Raw genomic sequence first — 26,131 nt, 5'->3', positions numbered from 1 at the left:
GCTAAGTCCTCGCTTCAACCATGACTAGCAGGTCAAACGGGCCGTAGGCCGCCCGCTAAGGGCGCAAGGATCGCTCTTAATCGCAAACTGCTCCGCAACTGCCCTTCCTCCCGATCCGTCGCTCTCGGGCATCTGTGGCCATGATACAGAAAGCCCCCCAAGCCTACGGCGCAGGGGCATCCTTTTATAGTTGCGCTGCTTATCCCTGCGATGCTTCGCGAACCGCATCGAAATACGCGACCGGCATTCGGATGAGATAATGATCACTGGATTTGGACGAACGCACTTGAATGGTCACAAACCCGTTTTCATTGTACTTCACAAGCTGCTCGGGACTGATTTCGAAATTGAAGCCTTCTGTAAGCGTACAGCCTCGTCGGCACGATCCGACATTCGAATTGGTCCGTTTGAAGTTGACCGCCTCCCCACCACGGAACACGGCATCAGTGTAATACCGCCAATCGCCGTTGTACATCGCGAAGCCTTGTACATGCAGAGGCCCCTTCACGTTGGCTTTCTTTATAACAGCCACGAGCGCGGCCCCCATCACAGGGCCATCTAACTGAATTGTTGGAGCGCTGTATTCTGCCCTACCCGCGAAATCATCAGCGTTAACGTCGACAATCACGCCGTTGCTTGTGGTGTATGCCGTTTTACCAGCAAATACGGGCGAGGAAGCGACAAGCGCCGCAGCGGCAAGAGCAAAAACTAACTTCATCTCAAATCCTCCAAAGATGTTCGAATGATACCTCCATCGAATTTTTAAAGTGTTAAAACATGTTGGGAGAACTCCCTGAGTGCTGTTTATAGCTGAATGCGATGAAGAGGAAGAACGGACGTTTGCTTACCGGCCAACCAAAGATGTACCCCACTTCTTGGTTAGCATTATTTTAACGCGTTAAGTCCACCCAACTTGATCAACTGGTTGAATGTGATCACGACTTATGCAGCAGAGACAGGTAAAAGTTAGATGACTGGGCACACTCGCCTACTATTTCTCGATGACTCAAAGCAGAACAAAGCTCCGCGCGATGGCTTAAATGGGCTGGTCGCAATTGGAGGCATAAGTGTCGCTGCTGACAAAGCAAATGAGTTGCATAAGGTACTAAACGACGAGTGTTTATCCAAATTCGGGATTCCCTCTCACGCATCATTCAAATGGTCACCATCAAAAGACAGTTGGTTTAGGACTAATCTATCCTCTTCCGAACGAGGCGAGGTTCTGAAACACGTTTTGCTGACTGCGCAAGAATATGATCTATTTGCCGTTGCAGCTCTTTGCGAAATCAGCTTCCCGCCATTCGGCGGAGCAACATCTCATGAGATGTGCGCTCTAATGATGGCCATGGAGAGGTTTAACTGGAATTTGTCAGAAAACGACACCGGCCTAGTCATTATTGATCGCCCCGCCGGCAGTAAGACTGATGAAGAGAACTATCTCGCAAATTGCGCAGATATTGTTAGCACAGGTAGCGACTACGTTAAATTTACGAAGCTTGCCTGTCCGATTGTCAGCATGCCCTTTGGCCTTTCGCGTATTTTGCAGATCGCCGACCTTATCGTTTCCATTACTACAGCCCACTTTGCAGGCCACCCGAGAGCAGCTGAGTTCTTCCTGTATGTATTACCGTTTTTTAAGATAGTTGATGGTCGCCGTGGCGGCGTGAGCGTGAAGATGCATCCACATCGTGAGTATCGAAACTTGTACCATTGGTTGCTCGGCGACGACTATTTCGTCCGGTCTGGATCTGGGTTTCCCATGCCCGATCCGAAACGCCCTTACCCGCAATCGCCTGATACATACTGAGATTAAGGCTCAACAATTAGAAGTTGCGAAGCCCTCCGTCTTGCTGACACAAAAAGGGCCGCTGTCACGAATAGTAACAGCAGCCCATTTGCCAAGCAGTGCGGTTTATGCTGGCTGCTTTTTAGCCTTCTTTTCCGCCCACCGCTTTTTCGCAGCTTCGGAAATGGCCTTGCGGTGTTCCTCGGACATAGTGCGGCCACCAGCGCCCGCATCTTGGTTCTGTTCCTTTTCAGGCTCCCAATCGAAATGGCTGTCCAGTTCACCAGCGCGAGCAGACTTTGCAACGCCTTCGTAGAAGTCCGAAACACGCTCAGCGGGCATAAAATCGTGATCGACTTTGCCATTGCCCCAAAGCGGGAAAGCAGTTTCCTTGTCCATCCTTACAGAAACACGGGCAGCATTGTTCTTGATTGCATAGGTGCCGAGTGGCCCCCTAGCCTTCTTTTCCTTCGCGGCTTTTGCAGCGCGATCAGCTAGCCGTGCGACTTTCTCGCGGCGCTTGGGCATGTAGGTTTCGGGGTCTGCTTTGTTGAAGTCCTCTGCCAGCTTGCTGTCAGTGAGTTTGAGAAATTCCAGTGCCATTTGCTTATTCCTGTTATGCTGTGGTTTAGTACCTGAACTCTGGTTTGCACCAAAGTGGATACAGAGCAAGCCCAGATAAGTAGCCCGCTGGGATTATGTCTCATTTCAAACGCGCCGGTATTCCTCGCCTACGGCAGATCAATCATAGAGCCAAAGGCTCGACCAAGTGGAGGCCAAAGGCCGACCGCAGGTGGAGCGCAGCGACGGCGAAGCCATCCAGACGAAATCTACTAGAAGAAACTCGTCCTTAGTGGAGCGGTCCCTTGAGCGTGGAACGCGAAAGCGACTGGCGAAGCGTCGAGGACCGATTGCCGAGCATGGGTATTTCTTGGAGGACCAATGGCCTTGCGCTATTACTCTAAGAGAGTAATGGTGTTAGTCTATTGCTCTTCAAGCAATGTCCGTGTTCGGGTTTTCGTTTAATATACGGAAAGTACCGAAGCTCCAATAAAGATACTGACAGGCACACCAGCTAGGCAGTATATTGGAGTATAAATAGAGTTGGACACGGAGCATCACATCAGCGTGTTACTGAGTTTCGGTTTTTACTGGTAGGTAAGAACTAAGAGACCCTAGGGGTTGGTGATGCTCCCCTAGGGTCATTATTTCGAAAAGAGCATCACATGTATCCAATTACAGACAGGTTGAACAGCTACCTAAAAAGCTGGCACAAAACCTCCACCACCCGCCAGCAGCAAAAAGGCAAAGTGGTAGAACTCACCTATCCAGATTTCCTCGCACTGTTCACGCCGGGACAGCTTATGGGTCTGGATTGGGCCATCCAGACCAACACATTGCGCCAATTACAGAATGAGAAGTCCAGTGATGCATTGGTTCTCACTTGGCGCAGCTATGAGGCCGTATCCACTGGCCAATTCAACTCCAACACTGCGATGATTTGCTCTCGCAAGGCGAGCGAGAAGAACTGCCGCATGGTGGCTGGCGACTCCCATACAGCGGAAACCAAAGCTCGGATCAGCAAGAGCAAAACGGGGAAGCGCAACAGCGCTAGTCACAATGAAGCCATCAGCAAAGCAACCAAGGGCGTTTCCAAATCTGCATGGACGCCTGAACGCAAAGCCGCGCGCAGAGCGTTGCTAGCTGCCAAAAAGGCGGCGATGGGGACTTCGAAGGATTGAGCTTGTCAAACTAACCCGTAGCGGCCCCTGTGTTGCCCTACAGTGAGCCTAACCAGCATAAGGGCAACAGGATAGCGCTTAGCCATATAGGGCCTTGCTGAGCATGTTCTGAGTTACGCCAACATACTGCTGAGTTGTTACAGGACTTGAGTGGCGCAACACCTTTTGCACGACGAGCAGGTTTACGCCGCGATCCACCATGTTGGTAGCCAGCGTCCTCCGCCCTGAATAGCAGGAGCCTTCCTGTCCTGCCTCGCGATACAACCTCCGCAAAGCCGAACTGATACCTGCTGCATCAAAGGGACGACCAGCACGGTTGAGGAACACACAGCCCTCACGCTCCCCCATATGCTCATCAAGAGCAGCAAGTATCTCAGAACAAACAGGCAAGCTACCATGCCCACCCTGCCCCTTTGAGTAGCCATGTGGAATGCGCAGTTCGTCCCCACGGAACCAAGAGCGTTGCATCCCTGCCATTTCCTTCGGACGAAGCCCCAGACGAATGCTTAGCAGCAACATGAGCCGATACTTGGAAGCATCCGAACAAGTATCAACATACTCAAACAGTGCATCAAATTCCGCTTCCGACTTGTTTGGTGCGCGCATGAACTATCTCCTTCCACACCATCGAACAGCCAGATGATCTACTAATCAAGAAGAAACAGACCTGCCCTCCAGAAAAAATACCCTACTAAGTATGCAGTGAGTAAAACAGACGACAGCTCGCACGAAACCATACTAACATGGAACAGACGCGACTTGTATTATCACGAGTTCGTAGCGCGATTAAAGAGTGGCGAGATAGTGATGGTTCATGGCTTCGCAGCGGAAGCAGATGATCCAAGTATGAAAAGCAGAACACTGATTTACAAAAGAACCGGCATCGCAAGAGAGACATATGAGTGGCTGGGCATGGTACGAACGTGGAAGCAATGGGCCATGTATCTTGAGTGTCCACTAGACCAACTGGTTATATGGGCAGCGAAGAAGCCACTTTGCGAGATACTTGATAGCAACAGGCATCTACCAAGACTTCAGAAAGTGCTGGAAAGCGCACAGGGGCGGAAAGACCAATAAATAGGGTTGCGACGGAACACTGCCTTAGAAGTAGACAGATTGTTGGAAAGTCGCAGAAGAGCAAGAGTTTCCGAAGGAAGAAGGAAACCACTTGATACTCATATTGGTAAAACCGAACAAAATAAATGGTGGTCACATGCCTCGCAGACAGCTTACAAACCGTCAAAAGACGGACACGGCCAAGAAATACAGCAAAGTGGAGAAGATGCAGAAGCTCATCAAGCAGATGGCTGATGAGAACCTGTCACCCACAGATCGCTGGAAACTCTTGGGTCCAGAGATGAAAGCAATCATCCTGTATCGCTGTCACGGTGGGGAAACCGTCAAGAGCGTTTGCCGCGATCTAGGGCTAGAACCAGCAACCGTCTACATGGCTGCATTCAAGGACAAGGAAGGCTTTGGTGCCGACCTCAAGGATGCCAGAGAGCATGGCCAGCACGCTCTTGCGGATATGATGCTCGATCTACCATACGATAAGACAATGAGCGCCAGCGATAAGCGTCTGGCCTTTGATGCTGCAAAGTATCTCACCAAGACCCGTAACCGTGCCGAGTATGGCGATAAGGTGGAGTTGTCAGGGCAGATAGACACCAATGTCGCATTGCCCAATTGGGCCTTTGGACAGGTCATTGATGCCACACCACAGCCAGAGCAGCTAACGGACCAAAGCCTTGATACTGGTGTTCCACTTGATGTGGACGTTGTGGAAGAGCAGCCCGCTCACAAGCCCAAGTAGTTTCCGACTGGCCATCGGCACCTTCGTCTAGATGCGATTGTGTCGCAACATGGGTTTCCAACTGCCCATCTCAAACCAATTACAGAAGCGACTATCTTCGCTTCCTGCCATCGTGGTTCCAACTGCCCATCGGGTGGTAGGTCTAGGTGCGAATGGTTCGCACGATTGCTCATCCAGAGATACCAGGCCACTGTGAGCCAAAGCGCTGCCACCATTCGTGACAGCCATCTGCACCTTCCTTGGTACTCATTCCCCCACATATAATGTCTAGCATCTACTTCCCTCAAAGCGAGCAGAATTAGTAGAAATGCGACGAACCGTTTAGTTCTTTTGGGATTGGTAGAGCCATCGGCACCTTCGCCGGCACTCATTCCTCTACTCTACCCATGTAACAGAAATAAGAGCAAAATCGAGCAAAGACCGACACGGCTCGTCGCAAAACTGGTCTGTAAAATGTAGAAGAAGCAGACCTTACTAGGTTGACTACTAGACAGGCGATGCTACCGTATCAATTGTAGTAGAGTGACTTGGAAGGAAGGCCCTGAACGGTAGTAGAAACCAGAGTTAGTCCCGCCGTCAACCAGAATAGTAGTCAACCGAAAAGATAGGGAAAGAGTGGTTGACAGGATGGTCTGGTTTTCAAGGAGGGTACACCCTAGGTCTGGTAGGGTGCGGGCGTTCTCACGATTTTTACTCAATGGTTCAAATTCGGGCTTACGGAAAACTCGCCCCCTTCGCTCGACAACGTCAAGTCGGGCGCTAAGAAGGTCCTATGCTCCGCATTAAAGACACCCCTGCAGGCCGGACTGGCCTCGTTTTATTCGCCGAGGTTCTTGGCGCGGGAGCATGGGCGCTTGTTGATCAAGACTTCCTTCAGCGTAACGCAATCTGGTTTGTGGCGGTTGCGCTAGTGGGATTAGGCGCAGCTTGGTTTTGGGATGAGATCGCCGATTATCGCGAATGGCGAAGGCAGCGAGGCAAGCCAAGAGTAGAGCAATGGATGTTTATCGATGATGCCGTGAGGTACCTTGCCGACTTCCCACTTCCTCCCACTATGTTGCTTCTTGACCCTAGCTTTTCCATCCGAGTTTCCAACGCTTTGAAAGATCGCTTGGTTTGTGGAGACCTTCGAGCGAGAGGGCGCCCCTTCAATGTGCTTCGCGGTGGAATCCAAGAACCGGCTCTTCATCCTCTCAAGCCCATCGATGCAGAGGTTTGGCAGACGGCTCAGATTGAGGCTTATTTCGTACTCTCAGGCATAGTGAGGCAAGTTGCTGCTGGAAATCACATGAACGTGGTTATGACCGGCGATAATGAGGGTTTTCACGACGTGGTAGTTTCACGCAACGAGCTTGAGGATCTTTGGCCAACAAGGGGCGCCCTTCGTCCAGCGAAGGGCAGAGATAAGCGCAAATAGGTTTGTAGGAATTCAGCAGATGAAGTTCTTTGCAGGGGTAGCCGTTGGCGCGTTGGTGGTAGCTGGGCTATCAGCGTATTTCATCAAGCAAATCGACAAAGAGCCGGTACGTTTTCCAACCTATCAGATGATGGACCTGCGGGATTACGTCCGCGTAGAGGGATCACTCACAGGCGGGGAGAGCGCACCCGTAAATGGCTTCTATTCTGTCCAGTGCTATCAAGACCGCATGGAGTGCGACATAACCTCCATAAGCGAGATTGGCCCCAAGCACCTTGGTATGTTCGATCAAGCAACCCTGCCCGTCTCTGAGTGGAGCAAGACGCACATTCGAATGAGCAGCAAGGATTTAGCCTTCACGAACAATGCGTGTAACTTCTACGAGATAGCCATCGATCGGCAGAAGAAGTCTGCCACTTATACGCGCCGGCCATTAGAAACAGCGCCTATGGATTGTGGCGAGCGTTTCGAAGAGAAAGTGCTGCGCTGGCAGTTTGGCGATGGGGAAGCATGGGGCGATCTTAGCAACCCAAGCTGACAGCAGGTGTCATACCCGCCCTTTCACTCGCCGTGAAACGCCAGCTCTTCTAGATGCCAGTCTACGTGTTCGGCTATCTGGTCGACCAAGCGCTCTAGAATGTCTTCCAACTCATCCATGTGACTACGAAGCACATCCAAGTTGATGAGTTTGAATTCCGCTAAATGCCTATTTCCTTTGATATCCTCGGGATAACGGAAAACCTGCCCCGTTGGATCGAAGGCGTCAAAGTTCCCGATGACGTCGCCAGCCTTCTTCATCGCTTCGGGTTCGATGAACTCGCGTTCAGACTTTTGCATTAGGGAAACGACCTCGTTCCATAGCTGCATTATGCCATGGTTCTTTTTAAATGTGCTGCCTGTCTCAAGAATGAAGTTTAATCCGACAACTATATGTTTGAGAAAAAGCTCGATGCCATGTCGATAGCTAAAGGCCGCGGGATATACAGCGAGATCAACCGGATCGGTGTAATCCTCGGCTGATTTCACGATGGCATTCCCTGCACGGAAAAAGCCTCGCCCGTAATCAACAAGGACGTAAGGACCGCCGTTGTCGCCCACGCAGGCGTTCATGCTTGTCTTTTCGCCATTGGTGAAGAGTGGATTGTCTGGTTGGTTTACTTTTGGTTTAGGCATTTGCGTCTGAATTCCTTCTTTCTCCGGTAATTGGATCGGCGCTTCTTCGCGGTCAACCGCCCAAAGAATATAACAGTGTTTCTCTTCTCACTTCGTCTTTCTAGTAATTGATGCTGGTAAGCCATTAAAGCGTCGATTTTAGTCCAAGACATTTACTAAAAAAGCTAAGTAGTGGATGGCACAAAGCTCATTCACTCCGAACCCCACGCAGTCTTCGCTTATGGCGATTGCGTGGAATGACCCTGACGTACAAAACATCTTACTCGCGGGTGGTAGTCGTGGCGGTAAGTCCGCTGGCATCGTGGCGCTTATTATTAATCGCGCCCTAGCTGCACCAAACACTAAGCATGGTATTTTCCGTCTCACGCTAACCAACTGCAATAAGCAGCTTGGCCCTGCTCGCGGCACGTTTCCCGAAGTGCTCGAAATGATGTTTCCGGGCTATCGGAAGGAGTTGGAGAAAAGGCAAGACTTTGGCACCTTCAAGAGTGACAGCATCTTCCGCTTCCACAATGGCAGTGAGATACTTTTCGAGGGATTGGACAAGACGCGCATCGATAACGTGCTTGGTGGCGAATACTCCACCGTTTGGGTCAACGAATGCAACCAAATCAAGGATTATGAAGACGTAATCCTACAGCTTGCCAGCCGTATGAACGGCAGGGGCTTCCTTGAACACAATGGCAAGCCTGTTCTGGACAAGGATGGCAAACCTGTCCCGCTTCGCCCCCTTACCATCTTCGACTGCAACCCTGCTTTTGAGGATGATTGGGAATGCCAGCTATTCAGAGACCACAAAGACCCGCTTTCCGGCCAACCGCTCGTTTATCCAGAGTGGTACAAGCTGCTCAAAGTGCCGACCGAGGACAACGCCGCTAATCAGGCGGCGAACTACCAGCTTGGTTTGAAAGCAAGATACAAGCATTCGAGCAAGCAGATGGCTCGCTTCGTGCTTGGTGAGTGGTCAACAAACAATCCGCTGGCGCTGTTCAAGCGCGAATGGTTCAAATGGGGCGACATTAAGAAGTCAGAACTCGTTAAAATCGTGGTCGCCGTTGACCCCTCTGGCAACCAAGGCAACAAGGGCGACTACACAGGTATCGTGGTAGCGGGAATTGACGCTAGCGGGCATGTATGGGTCTTAGAAGACGCTTCGCTCAAAGCTACTCCTGAAGTATGGGCCGAGAAAGCCGTTGCCATGTATGACGATTGGCAAGCCGACTACATCGTGGCCGAAAAGAACTTCGGTGGCGAAATGGTCCGCACTGTCATCAACGGTGTAAGGCGCAATGCTCCATTGAAACTAGTGAACGCAACCCGCGCAAAGATCGTCCGCGCTGAACCAGTGGCAATCCAGTACAGCAACGGCAACGTGACGCACTTGGATGGCTTGAAAGAGCTTGAAGCGCAGATGATGGACTATGACGAGGACGCCAAGAAGTCACCAGACAGAATGGACGCTCTAGTATGGGCACTGACTGAGTTACTGCGCCTTAACGGCGGTGCATCTGGCGAAACCAGACTAGTAAGACACGGACTGCCCTCGTTCTAAATAGTAAATACGGGACTACTAATTCAGAGGTATTTCCGTGGCGATTGATGAACGCAGTGAGATTTTTGCGAAGCACGTAGAGCGTATTGAACGCAACCGCGACGTTATCGCGGGTACTAGAGCAGTGAAGAAGGCTGGTACAAAGTACCTACCTTGCGCTTTTAAGCAGCAAGCCGAGGATGATGAATCCTACCAGCGCTACAAAATGCAGGTCCCGTTCTACCCTGCTGCTAGCCGCGCACATGACGGCTTCATGGGTATGGCTTTCCGCAAGGAACCAGTTGCGGAGTTACCTCCGCGCACATCGCAGATCAAATCGATCATCACGAACCGAGGCGACAGTCTAGAGCGCTTGGCCAAATACACTTTTGCGGAGGCCATCACAGGCCACGCACTATTAGTGACAGATCACCCCGCTTCATCCGCAACCAGCCTCGCAACGGCTATTGATGAAGGCATTCGCCCATTCATCAACCTGTACAAATTCGAACACATCCTTGAGTACACGGTTGGCATCGTTCGCAACATGCAGAAGCCCATCCGTGTTCGCCTGCTGGACAATGACGAGACTGTCCGTCTGTACAAGCTCGACAAGGACGGTTTCGTAGTCATCGAATTGTACAAGAAGGTGGAAGGGTCATTTCCACCTGAGGGTGCGCCTACCCAGACATTCAAACCCACCGACGCTAACGGAAATCGCATCGTCGATATTCCGGTCGATCCGGTCAGTCTCGATGGAGAATTCCATCCCACCACCGGCCCCTTGGACAATGTCGTTGAAACTAACCTAGACCATTACCTCAAGCAGGGTCAGCTTACGGTCCTCACGCTCTATGGCATTAGCCCCTTCTTGTTCTTCTCAGGTGTCGAACGTGGAACGGATATCGATTGGGTTCCCGGCGGCGTATTTTGTGATCCCGAGAAGGAAGCAAAGCCCTACGTTGTCAGCGTACCGGCTGACCATGCGATACCCCTAGAACACCAGCTACAGTCCCTTGAGGACCGTCTTGCAACGCTGACAAGCCGCATCCTCGCACGTCACAAGCCGGTTGCTGAAGCGGCTGAGACAGAAGCCATGCGACAGGGCGCTGAAAACTCCGTGCTGGCAATGATCGCCAACAGCGTGAGCGAGGCAATCGAAAAAGCGTTGCAGCGCGTGGCGATGTTCCTCGGTGAGGAAGGATCTGTGCGCTTCCAGATAAACACGGACTACATTCCCGCCAATCTGGACGCCAACCAGATAAAGGCATTGCTCGAACTGAACCAAGCTGGACGCTATTCAGACGAAAGCCTGTTCTACAAGCTGCGCGATGGTGGCCAGTATGACGAGACGCTGACATACGACGAAGAGAAGAAGCGCATTGCTGCTTCTACTGCTGTTGAAGTGCCAGTTTCTCCAACCGGTCTAGCCTCTCCTGAATAAGTAAAGATGTACTGGTCCTGCCGGTACAAGCCGCGGTCCTGCCGCACCCTTTACGTTGGCTCCTGGCCAGAGAGGTTACTAAAATGACTGAAGAAGAAATGAAGGCTAAAATCGCCTCACTTGAGGCTGAGAAAGAAGGTCTTAAAACTAAGAACAGCGAACTTATTGACCGCGAGAAAGCTGCAAAGACAGCCGCTGAAACGGCAACGCGGGAGAAGGAAGAGGCTGCCGAGAGGGCTAAGTTGGAATCCGGTACTGAACTGGAACAGGCACAGGCTCAAATCAAGAAGCTAGAACGCGAACGCGATCAAGCGGTTGAGCGGGCTGATAAGTCCGAAGGCGCACTAAAGTCAGCCAATTTATCGAACGGCATTAAGGCGGCGCTCACTGCGAACAACGTCAACACTAATCTAGCACCTGCTGTTGAAGCTCTATTCACGAGCAAGGCCGTGTTTGATGATGACGCTCCTACAATCGAAGACCTGCCACTAGCTGACTACGCGAGGAAGTTCTTCGCCAGCAAGGAAGGCCAGTTCTTTGTCGACGCTCCGAAGTCGAGTGGTAGCGGTTCAACTGGCGCAGAGGCGGTAGACGCATATGCGAACAAGCCGTTTAACGCAGAACAGTTTTCCATCCAACGTAAGACTGACCCTGCGGGAGCAGAAGCGTGGGCAAAGGCTACTGGAAATGACCACCTTGTGAACTAACGGCTGAACTAAGCACGGTTAGCGGTCGCCATAATAAATACCCGAGGAAACCTGGAAAGGCTGGGTTCGACCATTAGAAAACTCGGAGGTTATTATGGCGACTCCACGCCTACAAAACGCATTTGATCCAAAGACGTACACACGTCTGGTCGAGAAGGCAGTTCTCGACAAGTCCGTCCTTTTTAATTCGACCGCTATTTCGCGTAATGCAGAGTTTGATCGTCTAGCTGGTGAAGCTGGCCTTTCGGTTATTATGCCTTACTTCGACGAACTAGACGGTGACGCAGAAGTTGGTTCGCGTGACGCTAGCGTAGCTGGCGCAGTCGGCGCACTGAACATGGGCGACATGATCGCCCAGAAGGACTTCCTCAGCAAGGCATGGGGTGTTTCCAAGCTGGACGCTCAGCTTTCAGGCGTTGAGGACGTTCTTTCTGCATCGGCTGAGAAGACCGCTCGCTACTGGCTACGCCAGTACGAAGCTCTTCTGGTTCGCAAGCTGAAGGGCATCATCGCAGACAGCGAAGCAAACCACGAAGGCGACATGGTGAAGAACATCTACAATGACGTAGCTGTTGGTTCGCTCAATGAAGCTAACTTCATCAATCCCGGCGCTGTTATCGACACCATGCTAACGCTTGGCGACAACTTCGATGACATTGGCCTTATTGTCATGCCAACCGTTGTTTACGGCAACGGACTGAAGAACGAGGCAGACCAGTTTGCTGCTCCTTCTTCGGTTAGCCCGTTCACCACCTACCGTAACAAGCCAGTTCTCGTAACCGATGGACTGACTTCACGCGCAGGCAGCAACGCTCCTGAATACACCACCTACTTCCTAGGCACCGGCGCTTTTGGCTTCGGCGCTAAGGCTGGTTTGGGTGGCGAAAACGTGATCGTCACTGACGAGCGCGCAGGCCGCAACATGGGCGCGACCGACCTGATTACTCGTCAGCCAGGTTTCATTATGCACCCGACGGGTTACACCTCGAAAGCTCCAATCGCGAACGCTGACGCTGGCCCTGTTCCTGCTTCTTACGAGAACGCAACGAGCTGGACCCGTGTTGCAGACCGCAAGGCAATCAAGGTCGCTGCTCTAAAGTCGAACGGCTAATAGACCAACACCAACAAAAGCGGCTCGTCTCACTTCCGTGCGGCGGGCCGCTTTCGTCTTGGGGTAAATACCAACATGGCGAAACTACCCACAGTTGAAGCGGCGGACGCTTATCACGAAGCACGGCTCCATTTAGAATGGCAGGGCTACACGTATGAGCAGAGAGAGGCCGCACTTTACAAAGCGCAGGACTACCTCACCTTCTACGAATTGCGAGATTACTCGCATGAAGGTGCGGCGACTGTCGCAAAGTACGATGCCCTAATTGAGCGAGCAATTATCATGCTTGCGCCGGAGTTAGCGGCTTCAAACAGCATTGCGGCAACTCCGCTGGTTCTAAAGGAATCCAGCAGCGTGAAGCAGGGTTTATTAGCCGAATCCAAGGAATACGCTCGACCAACGGCAGACCGTTTTCCTCAAGTAACAGCATTACTCAAGCCAATCCTAATCTCATCCAGCTTAGGTGGAAGCGGCATGATGCGAATTATCAAATACTAAGAGGTAATCATGGCAAAGAAAAAGAACAAAGTCGCTACCGTAACTCTGCTGCAAATCCAGCATAAGCGCACGAACTTCTCTACCTACATTCCGAAGGAAGACTTCGAAGCTCACAGCGATGAGTACCGTCAGAATTGGCATGTGGTGAATGAAACCGTTGCTGTCGATCCATCGAAGCCCGCGGCTGCAGAGCCTGCCGAGAAGCCTGCGCAGGAAGACGCTCCAGTAGATGCTGGTGAGACTGACGCCGAAGCTGCTGACGCCGAAGCTGCTGACGCAGAAGACTAAGAACGTGACACCGCTAGAAGCACAAGCAAAGCTGGACAAGGCGATAGCCGACTATGGCACTCGCGCCACCCTTACGAGTGCTTCTAGCGTCGTCGAGGACGAACGGGCTGGCACTGTCACGATTAGTGACAACACCATCACATCAATCCGCGTTCTTGACGACGAGGTCGAACTGTCCGTGGTCGATGGCGTGTGGCTTGCCAATACAACGGCAACGATCCGCAATGACGTTAAGATACAGGTAGGCGACACGCTCACTTTCGGTGGCTGGACCTACCGCGTCATGGTCATTGACGAAGAAGAGCTTTCCGACGTTCCATTGGGTCAGAAGCTCTACCTGAGGTCCATCTAATGGCGAGCGGCTTGAAGAACCTATCGGGCTTCAAGCGTGGTTTGAAGAATGGGCAGAAGCAGTTTGAGGACGCTGCTCTGAAAAGGCAGAAGGACATTGCCAAGGCGATTGTCATTCACCTTGTCAACGCAACGCCAGTCGATACGCGCAAGGCACAATCCAATTGGCAAACTGGCATTGGCAGCACGCCAACTTCAGTCATTGATCCAACATCGGCAAGTGAGACGATCGCGCGCTGCTTTGCGGTTATCGACGCCCTGCAACTTGGCGAAGTCCTCTACATCGTAAACAACGTGGACTACCTCAAATGGCTTATCATGGGGTCGTCCGTCCAAGCGCCTCAGGACTTTGTGAACAAGGCTGTCCAACGCGCAGTTAGGGAGAGCCGCACATGAGCATTGAATTGGACGTACAGGCGCTAACAGACCGCTTTCTAACCGAATGGGACAGCAAGCATTCGGACATTCCGCGATTGCTTGAGAATATGCGTTCGAAGAAGCCAGATACAGGCACCTTCGTGCGCTTCATCGTTGACCCTAATGAAGTCTTTCACCGCGCTGGCGGGAAGGACAATCCGGTGATTGAGCGCACAGGACAAGTTACTGTCCAGATATGCGTACCAGCCGAGACAGGCAATCTACAGGCATGGCAGTTGGCGGATTCCTGTAGGGCCATGTTTCACTTCTGGATGAGTGAGGATGAGAAGATGCGTTGCGGATCAACGCGCATTGATCGCCGTCCACCTATCGAGAACGACCCCTACTTCATCGTGACAGTGTCCACGAACTACCAGTCTATCCGACGTACCTAAGGCCAACCGACTAAATACGTCGGAAGCCGCTGCGGCTTCGCAAACTCTAATTAAATGGAGGCCGCAAATGGCAATTAACAATGGTGATACACGTATCGCTATCGTTGCGGAGACTACCACTGGTGTAACTCCTGCAACTCCTGCGTTCCTACTGGTTGACCACCTTCCGGGTTCGAAGATCGCAGAGCAAGGCGATTCCTCAAGTTCTAATACTCGTAAGGCAGGACGTACTTCGTCCGGTCAGGTTGTTTCGGGTCGCCGCGCCGAAGGTACCGTCCAGTGCGAATTGAAGCGCGATCCGGCAACTGAACTGCTTCTTGCTTCAGCTTTCTGCGGAGTGTGGACCGGTGACGTCCTGAAGGGCGGGAAAACCGATACCTCGTTCACTGTTGAGCAGACTTTCTACGACGGTGCATCATCGTCCACTCGTCGCGCGACAGGCGTGCAGGCTGGTTTCAGCCTTGAGTGTGAATACAATGGCTTCGCACAAGCGACTTTTGAACTTCTTGGCCTTGGTATTGAGCATGAAGCAGAGCCTATCGCCGATGCTACCTATCAGGATGCGTCAACGAAGCCGTTCATCCGTGGTGAGAAGGTAACGAACGTCAAAATCGGTGGACTGACGGATATCATTCCAACCAAGCTCAGCCTCTCGGTTATGCCAGAGCGCGAAGCGAAGGGTGGCTTTGGTTCACTTTCCGCTGCTTTCATCGGTACTGGTAAAAAGCAGGTTGAAGGTAGCTTGACCTTCCTCGCTTCGGACCTCGCAGGTATGAACCTAACTGGCGAACGAATTGATATTAGCTTCCAAATGGAAGTTGGCGCGAATGGCTATAGTTTCAGCATTCCAGTTGCCGCCGTTGGCGTCGTAACTGACAATGAAGATGGCACCGCGCTTGAGATTGAAGTTCCCTTTGTCGCAGACCGCGATGATGCCACTGAAACAGACATTGTACTAACTCGCCTATCCTAATCATTCCCTGATTATCAAGGGCGAGCGTGGGGCCACTTTTTTCGGTTGGTGGCCCCACACCCATGAGCAGCAAATAAATAGACTGCAACCGCTTGTGGTTGCCTCAAACCGGAGAACTACATGACATACAATTTCAAGAAGAAGGCTCCCCGTAAGGATACGATTGAGCACACTGTCTATCATCCAGATGGCGATGAGATTGGTACCTTCACAATCAAGTACCACCTGCAAAGCGATCCACGTTGGACCAAGCGACTGCTGGATATGAAGAAGCTGCTAAAGCCAGCCGATGTTCGCCGTCTTGAAAATCCGAAGACGGAAGAGGACATTCTGTTCACCCGTCAGCAGAGCATGAATGCTTTTATCGACCACGTTATCGTGGACAGCAAGCTGCTTGGCGAGGGCGAAGAGGTTATCCCGCACAGCGCAGAAATGCTGAAGGAGTATTTCGCTGACCCTGAGAACTTCTGGGTTTTCTCGGAAATCGACCAAACATCAGCGGAGGTGGCGAACTTCCGCATTGAGCAGGCTGAAGACGCAAAAAACGACTAATTGAGCGTCTTCGTTTTCAGCTCGAAAAGGGGCCGAAAGACGAAGGTCAAAGAAGTCGATTGGTGGCAATGGCAGAGGACGGAAACCCATCTGCCATTGCCGAGCTAACAAGGCTAGATGCCGATACCCCAAAACTCAAACCAGAAGACCAGTTCTATTGGGACGCCTTCTGGCGCCTAACCCGAGACAGGGATTTTGGCATGGGGGAAGGATACATATCTTTCCAAGCCATCGACTGCTTCGCTCGCAGATATGACATAGACGATTGGGACTTCGAAGACCTCTTTTCCAATATAACCGCGATGGACACGGTTTACTTGGAGGAAAGGGAAAAGAAGCGGCCCAAGGGTAAAAACTAACTCTCCGCAGGTCCGACTAAATACCGGACCCAGCGGAGAGTTTTTCTATGAGCAATGAAGCGGTCCAAATTCAAGTAGACGGTAGTGGTGCCGTACAAACTCTGTCGCGGACCGAGGCAGCGTTCATCCGAAACGCAAGGGGCGCAGATAGTTTTGACCGCTCGTTAAGCAGGCTGGACAATACATTCCGCCGTACTGAGCGCGCCTCTAAATCCTCTGCAGACGCCTTCATTCGTACAGGCGCAGCCGCACGCAAAATGACGGTCCATTTGGACGCGGCAAACAACAACGCGATTAAAGCCAATTCCAGCCTTTTGACGATGTTCAAAACGCTCGGGCGGGCAACGGTAGCAGTAGCGGGCCTTGGACTGCTTACAGGGGGCATAGCGGGCTTCGCAGGAGCCGTTACGGGCGCAGCGGACAAGATGGCGCTCATGGAAGCGCGCTTGAAGGTCGCAATTGGCGCGAACGGCAATCTAGGCGCAGCGATGAATGAGGTCCGCAACATCGCGGACAAGACGCGAAGCGGTCTGGACGAGATCGGTACGCTTTACACCAAGATCGCTCGTAACTCAGAGAACCTAGGCGTCTCCCTAGGCCAAGTTGGCATGGCTACGCAGAACTTCTCGATGCTGTTGAAGGTATCGGGTGCGACAGCGGGTGAGAGTGCTTCGTCCATTCTACAGTTAGGTCAGGCGCTCGGTTCAGGCGTCTTGAACGGCGACGAGTTCAAGTCCCTGAGCGAGAACGCGGACGAGTTTATGAAAGTCCTTGCCAAGAGCATGGGCGTTTCGAGGGGCGAACTCAAATCGCTAGGTTCGCAAGGCAAAATCACCGGCCAGGAAATCGTCAAGGCGCTGACGGACCCGAAAATCGTAGCCGACATTGAAAAGAACTTCGGCGCGCTGCCTGTCACTTTTGCCGACTGGAAGACCGGCTTTGCCAACGCGGGCATGGGTTGGACTGCCGCTCTTATGGCGGGCATGGGCATTGACGACAGCAAAGCCGTTATCCTCGCCAAATTCCAGTCATGGGCACGTGACCTAGAGCCAACCATCAAAGCATTTGGTGCGCAGCTCTCCGAGATGTTCGCAACGGTCCAGCCGATCTTTGCTTCTATCGCGGGTGTAGTAGGCCCTGCGGTCAACTTGCTGGCAACCAACCTAGGGAGCGTAACTAAGTTCGCGGTTGCGGCGGGTGCCGGCTTCCTCACATTCAAGACTGGTATGGCAGCGGCCAACGTCGCTGGTACGATTGGCCAGCTTGTCAACTTGCAGAAGGCGCTTGGTGCTACCAGCACAATGAGCGCAGTCTTTAGCGTTGCGATGAAGGCGGCACAGGGAGCAGTAAACGGCTTCACTGCCTCATTGATGCTTAACCCTATCGTTGCCCTCGCAACTGCTGTCGTCGCAGCGGGCGTGGCGCTGTATCAATTCAGCGATCAAATCCAAATTGGCACCAAGGGAATGGCTACCTTGGCTGACTGGGCAAATGTCGTTTGGGACGACATGATTTCCGGCATCACCGCCGTTGGGAAGTGGTTCAGTCAGCTATGGGCAGACATTAGCAAATGGGCGGCGAACGCATGGAACACTATTACTGGTTGGTTCGGCCCAATTGGTGACTGGTTTGCGGGCATCCTAGAGCCAGTCATGGGCGCGTTCTCATGGCTGTCTGATGGAATAGACTTCTCGTTCTCCGGCATCGTCCGCTTCATTGCCCGCTATGTCGATATAATCATCAACTTCTTCGTCAACGGCGCAAAGCTGATCGGCAATTCCTTTACGGTAATTCCGCAAGCAATTGGCGCTGCCGTGACCGGTGCTGCGAACTTCGTAATCAACGGCATCGAGAACACGATAAACAGCGCCATCAACGGCCTTAACAAGCTGATTGGTTTGGCCAACAAAGTACCGGGCGTGAACATCGGTTCGATGGACGGTGTAAGCCTTGGCCGCGTCAATGGTCCGGCAATGCCTTCCATGGGCGATCTAACGGCTGGCATGGGTTACAACAGCTATGTCGAAGGCTACTTTGATAATGTGAATGAGCGCGCTGATAGTCGCGCTGCAATTCGCAATTCACGACTGAGCAGTCCTTCTACCAATCCGGCTGACCCATCCAGTCCAAGTTCACCATCGGCTGGTGGCAAGACAGGTGGTAAGGGCAAGAAGTCGGAAATCGAAAAGGCGGCAGAAAAGTACGCTGAACTCATCCAGAAAATGAAGGATGAGCTGAAGCTCGCTGGTATGCTCGGCCACGAAGCCGAACTCTATAACAAGCAGCTTGAGGCCAAGAAAATCCTCGGTGCCGCGTATGGCGATATTCAGGCCAAGGAGATTGAAGGGCTAGTTCAACAGACGCGCCTAACGAGCGCGCTGACCGGAATGCGACAGGAGGCGTTCGAGGCTTCCAACCAAGCGACGATCAATTCCATGCGCCGCGTTGGATTGTCCGAACGCGAGCAGACAGTTGAAGATGCTCTCGCGAAGCATCGCCTAGACGCGCTGAATAAAGGTGTCGCACTTGCTGACATACAAAGCGATAGTTGGAAGCTGGAAGAGCAAAAGCTGGCAAGCATCCTTCGCCAGAACGCTGCCTATGACGAACAGCGCCAAAAGCTGGAAGACATGCAGAAGATGGGGCGTGACCTCATCCTCGACTATAACCGTAGCGCTGACGCTAGAGGCGCAGCGGCATTTGATCGCAATGAACGCGATACCGTTATCCGTTCTGCGCAGCGTCCAGACAATATCTCGCCAGAGGATTGGGCAAAGCGCGTAGACGTAGCGCTCGCAGGGTCCGCACGTGAATTCCAGAAAGACATGGCTGAAATTAGCCAAGCCTTCCGTGACGAAGTTATCGGCGGTCTGGATCAAGTTGCTGACATTATCGGCGGTAAAATCGGCCTCGCACTGGTAGGACTTGCAGACGCGATTGATGCTTGGAGCGCAGCACAACGCGGCGATTATTCGCAGGGCGGAATTCTCGGCGGCATTGCTCGCATGTTCGGTGGTCCACAAGACAACAAGAACGCTTTTGGCAAAGCCATCGAAGGTGGCATTGGCCGCATGTCGCAAGGCATGGAGCAGGTATTCTCAGACCCGCTGCAATCTATGACGGGAAGCCTGAAGGACATTACCAATTCCTTCAATCCAGCTAATGGCGGCGGGCTTGTTCAGGGCATCGGCAATGTGGTTGGCGGTGCGATGCAAGGCGCAGCTATCGGCAGCGCAGTCGCAGGCGTTGGCAAAGCAATTTGGGGCAAGTTCAGTTCAACCGGCTCGCAAGTTGGCGGTGCAGTAGGCAGCATCTTTGGCCCAATCGGATCGGTCGTTGGTTCGGCACTTGGCGGCATCGTTGGCGGGCTTTTCAAGAAGTCCAAATACGGCACCGCGACAATCACCGCTGACGGCATAACGTCACGCGGTAACAGCGCGGGACGAGTTGATGCGGCTGTAGAAAGCGGCAACTCCATCAATGACACGCTTGGCCTCATTGCAGAGACCCTAGGTGGTAGCGTTGGCAGCTTTGGCGGGCTGTCGATTGGTACCTACAAGGATAACTGGCGCGTCAGCACAACCGGGCAGACTGGTAAGCTATCTGGCCGAAGCAAGAACGAGCGCTCCAATGAAATCAATCAGGGCCTCTACAATTTCGGTAAGGACGGTCAGGAAGAAGCAATTCGCTTTGCGCTCGGCATTGCCATTGAGCGTGGTGCTATCACAGGCATTCGTGCTTCAACCAACAGACTTGTGAAGGCTGGCACTGACATTGAGCTACAGCTTGAGAAGGCGCTGAAATTCGAAACGCTGTTCAAAAACATTGCCAGCATGAAGAACCCGGTCGAGGGTGCGATTGCGAGCCTGAAGACTGAATTTGGCCAGCTTGGCGATCTTTTCCATGAAGCAGGTGCGAGCGCCGCCGAATACGCAGAACTAGAGGACTACAAGCGCCTGAAGATCAAGAAGTCGATGGAAGAGCAAACTGCTTCACTCCGTGACTTCCAAGACATGCTGCGCGGCGAAGGCAGCGGTGTTGGCGGCGTGACGCGCCTCAACCGCATGATGCAACAGTTTAGTGTCTTTGAAGCGGATATTCGCGCTGGCAAGACGGTAGACCAGAACCAGTTCACGAGCCTTGGCAGCGACATATTCAACCTGTCGCGTGACCTGTATGGCACGACTTCCTCGCAATTCCAGAACACCAGAAGCCGCCTAATGGGCGCAAGTGAACTGGCAGTGTCACAGGTCGAAGCGAACTACGAAAAGCAGTTGGTGAACACTGCCACTGACACCAACGCGCACCTAATCCGCAGCAATGATTTGATGAGTGAGCAAATCGACGTTCTTCGCGAAATACGCGATGCCGTTCAGTCCAACGGGAATGCTCCATCTGGTGGTGGCAGCGGCGGCGGTGGGCGTCCTGGCTTGAACTACGGTGGCCGCAACTTGGTCAACTCATACTAAGTAAAAGCGGAGGTACACCAATGGCAATTGATCCTGATCGCGCCATCTTCGCGCAGAGAGAACTAAGTTGGCAAGAAGCACTGGATGACACTGTCATGGCCGAACAGCCGCTTGCACGCTCGATTGAGCTAGAAAGCGTGTTGAAGGCATCAGGCGCGGCTTTCCTTGCTGCCGAGATATTGAACGACAATGACGAGGTTTCGCAGATCAGCAGCTTCGATGTTGACGGAGTTGAAGCGATAACCGCTGCTTCGTTTGCCGGTAGCCCTCCCCGCTTTGATGCTCATTTCACAGGGCTTGGTAGCGAAGACGGAATTGTCCTGCGCACAATCGAAGTCACCGTCGATTACAACGAAAACAGCACCAGCATCATTGGGAAAGGACAGGTATAATGGCCGTATCTTGCTTCGTTAAACCTGTTCCGCTTACCGTTGAGTCGGCTGGTTCACAGGCCACAAATGGCCCTACGGTCAATTTGTTGAATGACTTGCCTGACATGGTTTGGCGAACCAACGGTGTTACTACTAGTGACATCGTTTTGACGGTTCCAGCCGGTACAGTGATTGATTGTTTCGCCCTGCTCTACAGCAATCTGCGAAGCACTGACTTGGTTCGCGTCAGAGCTGCAAATTCCGTCACCGCGACGACGAACGCGCCGCTTTATGATTCCAGAAACCAACCCGCTTTTAGCGGCGAGAAGTCTGACGTTTTCAAAACCAAAACCATCATATTCCCGCCTGATGTGACAGCGACACATTGGCGCATCACGGTGACAGCAAATAACCATCCAGACGGGTTTATTCAGGCCAGCCGTGTGGTGATTGGTAAATCGGTCAACACCACGCATGACATGGATTATTCGTGCAAACAGTTTAGCCGTAACCAGAGCATCGTCACAGAAGGCGCTGGTTGGGAAGCGGTTGAGCATTACGATGCACTTCCCGGCTGGACAGCCAAATTCAGCTACATTCCAATGGAAGTGTGGGACAAGACTTTCTTCCCATTCTTGCACTCGGTGAGCAACAGCAAGCCTGTCTTGTTCGTGCCTGTTCCCGATGAACCAGAGACGTGGCAGCACGAAGTGGTGTTCGGCAGGTTGAAGGCTGAACCGGGCGGCGATTGTGACCACTATGACGGCTGGCGTACAGAGCTAACCATCGTCGGGATCGCGTCATAACAGCCAATAAATACCGTGTCTTAAAGCACGGTGGTAGTAAATGGCTCGCACGTTTCTCGTTGAAGTAAAACCCTATAACAACACGACCAATCAGCAGGTAACGGTTCGCCTATCTAAAGCTGGAACGAAGGGTGTCGTTATTGAGGGATCGCCCTATCAATGGCATCCACTCGTTACTGAAATTCCAACCGTCAGCTATCTGCTGCAAAGCAGGAACGGTGTTGGCGGGTTTGACACCGGCTTTGGGCCTCTTGGCCTCACCTACCCACAGTACCACCAGCTAGATGATGGAACGCTTTTCGAAGCGCTCAAAACCTATGATTGGGATGGTGCAGAATGCAAAATCTGGATGGGCGACAATGAGGCTGATTTCAGCACCTTTACCCAAATCCTAGATGGTCGATGCGGGCCATTATCCTCTGAAGGATCAGAGGCAAAAATCATCTTCCGTGGCCCTGCCGCAGACCTAGACAAAGACTTGCTCAGCAAGAGCTACAGCGGCTCAGGCGGCGCAGAGGGTCGCGCTGATATGAAGGGCAATCTCAAGCCTTGGTGTTCGGGCGTTGCCCTCAACATCACACCCGTGCTGCTAGACCCGCTGACGCAGGTTTATCAATTCCACGGCTACGGCCCTACGCAGGGCGTGACGGCTGTTTATGAGAACGCGGTACAGTTGAAACCCGCTAAGACTGTCGTTTCCAACCATGCGCAGCTTATCGCTCTCACGCTTGCAGAAGATGAATGGGCAGTAGCACCAGCAGTCGGCATGTTCAGGCTCGGTGGCGAACCAGTCGGCACGATTACCGCAGACGTTGCAGGCACAATGGACGGCTCAGCTTTGCCAAAGCGCGCAGGGGCCGTTTGCGCCCATCTAATGAAAGCCCAAGCGGGGATTGCCGAGAACAAGCTAGCGAGTGCTTCGGCCCTAGATAACGCCTTCCAGCACGATCTAGCGGGCTTCTACGCTACATCGCAGATGACGGTAGCAGATGCAGTCAAACAGATCCTCGAAGGCATCAACGGCTACGTTATTCCAGACGGCCAAGCTAATTGGATCTTCGGCAGGAACCAGAACAACAAAGCGCCGGTCAAAATAGACCGCAAGCGCACTTCTTTGCCGCTCGTACGTCCAGACACAATCAAGCAGCTAGATGGCCCTACCCGCGCCTATAAGGTCCGCGTTGGCGGAGATAGAAACTGGACCCCGCAAAGCAACATCAGCGATGCGGTACGGGAAGCACAAAGGGACATTCAAGCGAACGCTCAAGCAGCGGCGGCAGCAAGTCTTGAAGCGCAGCAAATCATCGCGCTCACGAATGATTATGGCGCAGATGGCAAGCTCGTCTCGGTCGAAAAGAAGGACCTATTCAGGCTGCTTTCCGAGTGGAGTGCTGAGAAAAGCAGCCTTGAAGCACAGGCAAATGATCTTGGCATTGCGACCGAAAAGGACGCCTACATCGCCAAGTTCAATGCGCTGAACACCTACTTCAACAGCATGACGCCTCCGCTCGTCAAATACGACGAACCGACTACGATCGTTCGGGCTACTCTCATCCAAAGGGTGACGGAATTTACAAGCGCTCGCACTACGCTGCTGGTTCGTATTTCGAGGCGCGCGACTGAAGTTGGCAACTCAGAAATCTACGACCCTATGGTCTACGCTACGGCGGCTGACTTCAATGCGTTCTGGGGTGCTGCTCCAAGCACTCAGATTGTCACCACAACGTCCATTGGTGGCCGCGCTATTCAGGTGGGCGATAACTCAGGAAATGACGTTGTAAACATCGCCCCTAACCAATGGCTGAATTACCACAGCGAAGACTTGTACGAGGTCAAATTCGAAATTGAAGTCGTCGCTGCTGACCCTGCCGGGAAAATGTATCTCGGTATTGAGGCGCAGGATAACAACGGCCAAAACCTAGGACAGACGTACAATTATGTGGCGGTTAGCAACCAGCCAATGACGCCTAGTTTGGGTAAGAAAACCTACAGCGGCTTCTTCCGCGGGCTAACCGGCGCGGCTTCATCTGGCACTAGTAATGACAGGGCGAACCCTGTTGCTATGCCATCTGGTACGGTGAGGATCAGGCCACGCATTTGGATTGGCTACACCGGCAATTCACACCGCACGATCATTCATAGTGTCCAGCTTCGCAAGATCGAAGATGCCACGCTGTCTTTTACAGGCGCATGGTCAGCATCGCGCTCCTACTTCGTCAATGAAGCCGTAACCTACAGCGGGCGCACGTTCTCTTCAAAAACGAACGGGAACATCAACAATCCACCACCCTCAACTGCCACCAGCAATACTCACTGGACGCTGGTAGCTGATCGCGGTGAGGACGGCATACAGGGAGAGGATGGCGCACCGGGTTATCGCACAATGCTTGTACCGCTCTACAGGCGCGCTGCTTCTGCCCCTGCCCGCCCTACGGTCACGACATATTGGAAGTTCGCAACCAATCCACCAACGCTACAAGGCAGCTTGAACGGCTGGTCGATCACTCAGCCAACTTCTAATGGCCAGCCGCTCTGGACAACTCAAGCCACTGCTAGCTGTCTTGCTACCGAGGACACTGCGCCAATCGACGCAAGCGCATGGTCAGCACCAACTATTCTTGTTCAGGATGGTGCGCCCGGTGCGCCGGGCTCTCCGGGTCCAGCAGGCCCAGCCGGTATCGAAGGTATTACGCCTATTCTCAAGCCTGAGGGCATGACGCTCCCTAGCTATGCGAATGGCCTTTCACCTAACTTCGCGGGGGCTTCGACCACGTTCCAGTTGCTTGCTGGTGGCACTGACATTTCGAGCAGCTTCTCGCTATCGATTGTTAGCAACCCGCAGAACCTAACTACGAGCATTTCCGGCCGCACTGTAAACATAACAGGCGCAAGTTCATCCTCAGGGCAGTTTGGGAACGCGAACGTCACCAACGCTACCCTGACCATTCGAGCAACCGGAAGCGGCTCATATGCCGGTCGTGTATTCGATAAGGTCTTTTATCTTGGGAAGATCAAAGGCGGCTACGAAATCCTTAGCAGCTTGCCCACTTCTGGACTTTTTGAAGGTCGGATGGTCTTCCGGACGAGCGACAATAAGCTCTACACCTACACAGGCAGCGCGTGGGTTTCGAGCATCGATAGCGCCACGCCAATTCCCGGTGGGCAGCTAGTTGCAGGTTCCGTTCTTACCAATGCGCTTGGTGCTGGCGTCGTTACGGCTGCTAAGACGAATATCACGGAATTGTCCGCGATTACTGCCGATATGGGCACGATAAGGGCGGGACAAATCATCTTCAATCATGCTGGCTATATGCGTGTTCAAGGCATTGGCTTTGGTAGCAATGGCCAGTTTTTCGAATGGTTTGGACCGTCGCAGTCCAGCATAAACAACTGCACCGAGTCCAACGCAATTACCTACCTCAAGACGAATGGCGACGCTTACTTTGGCGGCTCATTGTCAGCAGGTACGATCAGGAATTCGGCTAGGACCACACAGGTTGCAGCGAACGCTTCCGTATCCACGGGACAATTTGGTTCGAATGGCGGCAGCAGGGTTGTGGTGGTGTCATATACCAACAACCGCAATGTCAGCATTTCCGGCGCGTGTGATGGTTCGGGCACCCCGTCAGCAACAGTCCGTCTGAAGCGAAACGGAGCAGTCGTGGCTACGTGGTCGACAAGCGGCAACGTATCTTGTGAGCGTGGTTTTGGTGTTGAAGAACCGGGCCGCTGGAACGAGCAGATGGGTACGAGTTGGACCTATACGGATAATAGCGGTGGCTCGACGATTGAATACACTGTTGAGCTTATCGCCCGCACGCTCTCAACAGTGCCTTCAAGTCCTCGAGGAGCGGTAGCGCACTTCCAGTCACTTGGTGTGATTTCGACGGAAGAATGATCTCTGAGAACGCAGGTTGCGCCATGCCAA

Annotated in this window: 25 protein-coding genes; 21 read left to right on the top strand and 4 right to left on the bottom strand. The window is 52.7% G+C overall.

Annotated elements, in window-relative coordinates:
• Window positions 1-199: 199 nt before the first annotated feature.
• Window positions 200-718, bottom strand: a complete 519-nt coding sequence (locus ACIGGE_RS16280; protein ID WP_397491128.1) for a hypothetical protein — start codon at window positions 716-718, stop codon at window positions 200-202.
• Between the two features lie 252 nt (window positions 719-970).
• Here ACIGGE_RS16280 and ACIGGE_RS16275 point away from each other — a divergent pair, with 252 nt between their 5' ends.
• Complete coding sequence (locus ACIGGE_RS16275) at window positions 971-1,807, top strand: hypothetical protein (RefSeq protein WP_397491127.1); 837 nt, start codon at window positions 971-973, stop codon at window positions 1,805-1,807.
• A gap of 105 nt (window positions 1,808-1,912) precedes the next feature.
• Here the strand turns inward: ACIGGE_RS16275 and ACIGGE_RS16270 are convergent, their stop codons facing one another.
• Complete coding sequence (locus ACIGGE_RS16270) at window positions 1,913-2,458, bottom strand: hypothetical protein (RefSeq protein WP_397491126.1); 546 nt, start codon at window positions 2,456-2,458, stop codon at window positions 1,913-1,915.
• 554 nt (window positions 2,459-3,012) lie between these two features.
• Here ACIGGE_RS16270 and ACIGGE_RS16265 point away from each other — a divergent pair.
• Window positions 3,013-3,528, top strand: a complete 516-nt coding sequence (locus tag ACIGGE_RS16265; protein ID WP_397491125.1) for an NUMOD3 domain-containing DNA-binding protein — start codon at window positions 3,013-3,015, stop codon at window positions 3,526-3,528.
• Window positions 3,529-3,606: 78 nt separating this feature from the next.
• Here ACIGGE_RS16265 and ACIGGE_RS16260 read toward each other — a convergent pair whose 3' ends face one another.
• Entirely contained in the window at window positions 3,607-4,134 is a 528-nt protein-coding gene (locus ACIGGE_RS16260; protein ID WP_397491124.1) for a tyrosine-type recombinase/integrase, read from the bottom strand.
• 562 nt (window positions 4,135-4,696) lie between these two features.
• Here ACIGGE_RS16260 and ACIGGE_RS16255 point away from each other — a divergent pair.
• The 3 genes from ACIGGE_RS16255 (at window position 4,697) to ACIGGE_RS16245 (ending at window position 7,296) form a co-directional block, all read left to right on the top strand.
• Entirely contained in the window at window positions 4,697-5,341 is a 645-nt protein-coding gene (locus ACIGGE_RS16255) for a hypothetical protein (RefSeq protein ID WP_397491123.1), read from the top strand.
• 772 nt (window positions 5,342-6,113) lie between these two features.
• The gene (locus tag ACIGGE_RS16250; protein ID WP_397491122.1) at window positions 6,114-6,758 is read left to right on the top strand and encodes a hypothetical protein; all 645 of its coding nucleotides are present in this window, start codon (window positions 6,114-6,116) and stop codon (window positions 6,756-6,758) included.
• Window positions 6,759-6,777: 19 nt separating this feature from the next.
• Window positions 6,778-7,296 carry a hypothetical protein gene (locus ACIGGE_RS16245; RefSeq protein WP_397491121.1) on the top strand — a complete coding sequence of 173 codons (519 nt, stop codon included), beginning with the start codon at window positions 6,778-6,780 and terminating at the stop codon, window positions 7,294-7,296.
• A 23-nt stretch (window positions 7,297-7,319) separates the two neighbouring features.
• Here the strand turns inward: ACIGGE_RS16245 and ACIGGE_RS16240 are convergent, their stop codons facing one another.
• Window positions 7,320-7,931: a hypothetical protein gene (locus ACIGGE_RS16240; RefSeq protein WP_397491120.1), complete on the bottom strand. Its 612-nt coding sequence runs from the start codon at window positions 7,929-7,931 to the stop codon at window positions 7,320-7,322.
• Window positions 7,932-8,151: 220 nt separating this feature from the next.
• Here ACIGGE_RS16240 and ACIGGE_RS16235 point away from each other — a divergent pair, with 220 nt between their 5' ends.
• The 16 genes from ACIGGE_RS16235 to ACIGGE_RS16160 all read left to right on the top strand — a co-directional run bounded on the left by ACIGGE_RS16235 (window position 8,152) and on the right by ACIGGE_RS16160 (window position 26,101).
• Complete coding sequence (locus ACIGGE_RS16235; RefSeq protein ID WP_397491119.1) at window positions 8,152-9,483, top strand: phage terminase large subunit; 1,332 nt, start codon at window positions 8,152-8,154, stop codon at window positions 9,481-9,483.
• Window positions 9,484-9,520: 37 nt separating this feature from the next.
• Entirely contained in the window at window positions 9,521-10,906 is a 1,386-nt protein-coding gene (locus tag ACIGGE_RS16230; RefSeq protein ID WP_397491118.1) for a DUF4055 domain-containing protein, read from the top strand.
• Between the two features lie 83 nt (window positions 10,907-10,989).
• Complete coding sequence (locus ACIGGE_RS16225) at window positions 10,990-11,613, top strand: hypothetical protein (RefSeq protein WP_397491117.1); 624 nt, start codon at window positions 10,990-10,992, stop codon at window positions 11,611-11,613.
• A gap of 94 nt (window positions 11,614-11,707) precedes the next feature.
• Window positions 11,708-12,724 carry a hypothetical protein gene (locus ACIGGE_RS16220; RefSeq protein WP_397491116.1) on the top strand — a complete coding sequence of 339 codons (1,017 nt, stop codon included), beginning with the start codon at window positions 11,708-11,710 and terminating at the stop codon, window positions 12,722-12,724.
• Window positions 12,725-12,799: 75 nt separating this feature from the next.
• On the top strand, window positions 12,800-13,222 hold the full coding sequence (locus tag ACIGGE_RS16215; protein WP_397491115.1) for a hypothetical protein: 423 nt from the start codon (window positions 12,800-12,802) through the stop codon (window positions 13,220-13,222).
• 9 nt (window positions 13,223-13,231) lie between these two features.
• Window positions 13,232-13,510 carry a hypothetical protein gene (locus tag ACIGGE_RS16210; RefSeq protein ID WP_397491114.1) on the top strand — a complete coding sequence of 93 codons (279 nt, stop codon included), beginning with the start codon at window positions 13,232-13,234 and terminating at the stop codon, window positions 13,508-13,510.
• Window positions 13,458-13,862, top strand: a complete 405-nt coding sequence (locus ACIGGE_RS16205) for a hypothetical protein (RefSeq protein ID WP_397491113.1) — start codon at window positions 13,458-13,460, stop codon at window positions 13,860-13,862. The genes ACIGGE_RS16210 and ACIGGE_RS16205 overlap by 53 nt, the downstream gene beginning before the upstream one ends.
• 11 nt (window positions 13,863-13,873) lie before the next feature.
• Window positions 13,874-14,257 (top strand): hypothetical protein, encoded by a 384-nt coding sequence (locus tag ACIGGE_RS16200; protein ID WP_397491112.1) that lies wholly within the window; start codon window positions 13,874-13,876, stop codon window positions 14,255-14,257.
• On the top strand, window positions 14,254-14,673 hold the full coding sequence (locus ACIGGE_RS16195; RefSeq protein WP_397491111.1) for a phage tail terminator-like protein: 420 nt from the start codon (window positions 14,254-14,256) through the stop codon (window positions 14,671-14,673). The genes ACIGGE_RS16200 and ACIGGE_RS16195 overlap by 4 nt, the downstream gene beginning before the upstream one ends.
• A 67-nt stretch (window positions 14,674-14,740) precedes the next feature.
• Complete coding sequence (locus tag ACIGGE_RS16190) at window positions 14,741-15,646, top strand: phage tail tube protein (RefSeq protein ID WP_397491110.1); 906 nt, start codon at window positions 14,741-14,743, stop codon at window positions 15,644-15,646.
• Between the two features lie 120 nt (window positions 15,647-15,766).
• Window positions 15,767-16,198, top strand: coding sequence for a hypothetical protein (locus ACIGGE_RS16185; RefSeq protein ID WP_397491109.1), 432 nt, complete (start codon window positions 15,767-15,769; stop codon window positions 16,196-16,198).
• A 62-nt stretch (window positions 16,199-16,260) separates the two neighbouring features.
• Window positions 16,261-16,557 carry a hypothetical protein gene (locus tag ACIGGE_RS16180; RefSeq protein WP_397491108.1) on the top strand — a complete coding sequence of 99 codons (297 nt, stop codon included), beginning with the start codon at window positions 16,261-16,263 and terminating at the stop codon, window positions 16,555-16,557.
• Window positions 16,558-16,604: 47 nt separating this feature from the next.
• On the top strand, window positions 16,605-21,026 hold the full coding sequence (locus ACIGGE_RS16175) for a tape measure protein (protein WP_397491107.1): 4,422 nt from the start codon (window positions 16,605-16,607) through the stop codon (window positions 21,024-21,026).
• A 20-nt stretch (window positions 21,027-21,046) separates the two neighbouring features.
• Window positions 21,047-21,418, top strand: a complete 372-nt coding sequence (locus tag ACIGGE_RS16170; RefSeq protein WP_397491106.1) for a hypothetical protein — start codon at window positions 21,047-21,049, stop codon at window positions 21,416-21,418.
• Complete coding sequence (locus tag ACIGGE_RS16165; RefSeq protein ID WP_397491105.1) at window positions 21,418-22,203, top strand: hypothetical protein; 786 nt, start codon at window positions 21,418-21,420, stop codon at window positions 22,201-22,203. Before ACIGGE_RS16170 ends, ACIGGE_RS16165 begins: the two co-directional genes overlap by 1 nt.
• A 40-nt stretch (window positions 22,204-22,243) precedes the next feature.
• Complete coding sequence (locus ACIGGE_RS16160) at window positions 22,244-26,101, top strand: collagen-like protein (protein WP_397491104.1); 3,858 nt, start codon at window positions 22,244-22,246, stop codon at window positions 26,099-26,101.
• The last annotated feature ends 30 nt before the right edge of the window (window positions 26,102-26,131 follow it).

The sequence above is a fragment of the Qipengyuania sp. NPDC077410 genome (assembly GCF_044543405.1).
Lineage (GTDB): Bacteria > Pseudomonadota > Alphaproteobacteria > Sphingomonadales > Sphingomonadaceae > Qipengyuania > Qipengyuania pacifica.
The sequence above is the reverse complement of the archived record's forward strand: the minus strand, read 5'-3'. Positions and strand labels throughout refer to the sequence as shown.